This is a genomic window from Halorubrum sp. AJ67, from assembly GCF_000513435.1.
This window is the reverse complement of sequence record NZ_CBVY010000019.1, coordinates 26,244-28,048: the sequence shown is the minus strand read 5'-3', so window position 1 is coordinate 28,048 and position 1,805 is coordinate 26,244. Positions and strand designations below refer to the sequence as shown.

The window sequence follows — 1,805 nt, the reverse complement described above, 5'->3', positions numbered from 1 at the left end:
CACGTCGTCGGCTCGTTCGGCCTCCAGCGTGTGCTTGTCGACGTCGACCCAGCCGCGGTCGCCCAGCCCCGCCTCGTCGACCACGTCGACGCCGCGGTGCGGCGGAATCGCGGCGAGGAGGTCGTAGTCGAGTTCCGTCCCCTCCATGGAGGTGATAGTCTTCGCGTCGGGGTCGATCGACTCGGCGTTGAAGAACGTCTCCGTGTCGATGTCGCGCTCCGCCATGATCGGCTCGGCCCACTCGCCGATGTGGGGGTTGCCGTGGACCCGGTTGATCGGATACGTGTACGTGACGTCGACGTCGTCGCGGAGCCCGCGCTCGCGGAACCAGTCGTCCGCCATGAACGCGAACTCCAGCGGCGCGGCGGGACACATGTGCGGCGTCCCGACGACGCTGAGGACGAGGTGCCCCTCGGTCATCGAGAGCAGTTCGTCCCGCAGGTCCAGCGCGCCCGACTCGGAGTAGTAGTCGTGGCTTCCCTCCGAGAGTCCCGGGACCTCGTCGGCCGCGAGCGTCGAACCGGTCGCGACGACGAGGTGGTCGTACGCGAGGGAGCCGGTGCCGTCGCGGAGCGCGAGCGCCTTGTCGTCGGTGTCGATCTCGGTCACCCGATCGATCACGAGGTCGACCCGGTCGTCGACTAGGTCGGAGAGCGGTCGACGCCCGTCTGCGGGCTCTCGCTGGCCGAACGCGACGTACAGCCACACCGGCTTGTACACGTGGTCCGGATCGTCGTTGATCAGCGTGACCTCGACGTCACCGGCGTCGATCTCCGGGGCGAGCCGCTCCGCGAGGTCGTTCGCGAGCACCGTCCCGCCCGTGCCACCTCCGAGGACGGCGATGCTGTGGCTCATCTCACGCGACCTCCACGTAGAAGTCGTAATCGTCGCCCGACTCGTCGACCGCGAGCAGTTCGTTGTCGGTCTCGCCGACCCACTCCGAGACGTCGGTCAGCGACTGATCGTTGTCGCTCAACAACGCGATCACGTCGCCGGAGTTCGCGGACCGGACGCGACCGATGAGGTCCATCAGCGGGCCGGGACAGGCCGCCCCGCGGGCGTCGACCGTGTCGGTGGGTTCGATGTCGATGTCGGACATGAGTTACAGTCGACCGTTCGACCGCTACGAGAATAATATTGTACTACAAACCCATTATAGTAGAATTCTATATGGTGATATATATGCCCCGAGCCGATCGCGGGCTCCGTAAGAGTTTCGAGGACAGCGCCGACGGGACCGCGACAACAGAGATTCCGACGCCGGCGAACGCTACGAGTCCGGCTCCGGCGGCGTCGGACGGACGAGCGGGGAGTCCCCGTTCGCACACTCAGGACGGCCGCAGACACCGGCGTCGGCACCGGCCTGCGAGACGCCCGAATCGAGCGATTCGATGGTCCACTCGACCTCGTGACCGGTCGTCGACTCGTGGTCGTTCACGGCGACGCGGGCGTCGCGGAGCCTGTCGTGAGTCGTCGCGAGCGAACAGTCGCGACACTGAACCGTGACGCGTGTCCCGTCCATACGATTGTCTTGCGTTACGCAAACATAACTGTCGCGGTCGGGACGCTAACGCGGAGAAAGGGACCGAGACCGCTACGCCGGGTCGTCCCCCTCTGGCTCGGTCCGCCACCCGCCCATCAGCGAGACGTACCAGACCACCGCGCCGGCGAGGACGAAGACGGCGGCCATGTAGGGGATGATCGGCAGTTCGACGCCGACGAAGTCCAGCACGGTCCGCATCTCGTAGACGATCACGCCGAATATCGCGAGCGTCACGAGCAGCCCGCCGCGGCTCACGTCGACG

4 protein-coding genes are annotated in these 1,805 nt (G+C 66.5%); all 4 read right to left on the bottom strand.

What is annotated here, in order from left to right; genetic code table 11:
- A partial coding sequence (locus BN903_RS13000; RefSeq protein WP_048078139.1) for an NAD(P)/FAD-dependent oxidoreductase occupies positions 1 to 855 on the bottom strand: 855 nt, incomplete at its 3' end.
- A gap of 1 nt (position 856) precedes the next feature.
- A complete protein-coding gene (locus BN903_RS12995) occupies positions 857 to 1,099 on the bottom strand; it encodes a sulfurtransferase TusA family protein (protein ID WP_048078138.1) in 243 nt (80 codons plus the stop codon).
- 171 nt (positions 1,100 to 1,270) lie between these two features.
- On the bottom strand, positions 1,271 to 1,522 hold the full coding sequence (locus BN903_RS12990) for a hypothetical protein (RefSeq protein WP_048078137.1): 252 nt from the start codon (positions 1,520 to 1,522) through the stop codon (positions 1,271 to 1,273).
- A gap of 72 nt (positions 1,523 to 1,594) precedes the next feature.
- The gene (locus BN903_RS12985; RefSeq protein ID WP_228841110.1) at positions 1,595 to 1,798 is read right to left on the bottom strand and encodes a CbaC protein; all 204 of its coding nucleotides are present in this window, start codon (positions 1,796 to 1,798) and stop codon (positions 1,595 to 1,597) included.
- Between the last annotated feature and the right edge of the window lie 7 nt (positions 1,799 to 1,805).

Coding starts and splice junctions, on each gene's coding strand:
- BN903_RS12995 (WP_048078138.1), bottom strand. CDS start 1,099: ATGTCCGACATCGACATCGAACCCACCGACACGGTCGACGCCCGCGGG.
- BN903_RS12990 (WP_048078137.1), bottom strand. CDS start 1,522: ATGGACGGGACACGCGTCACGGTTCAGTGTCGCGACTGTTCGCTCGCG.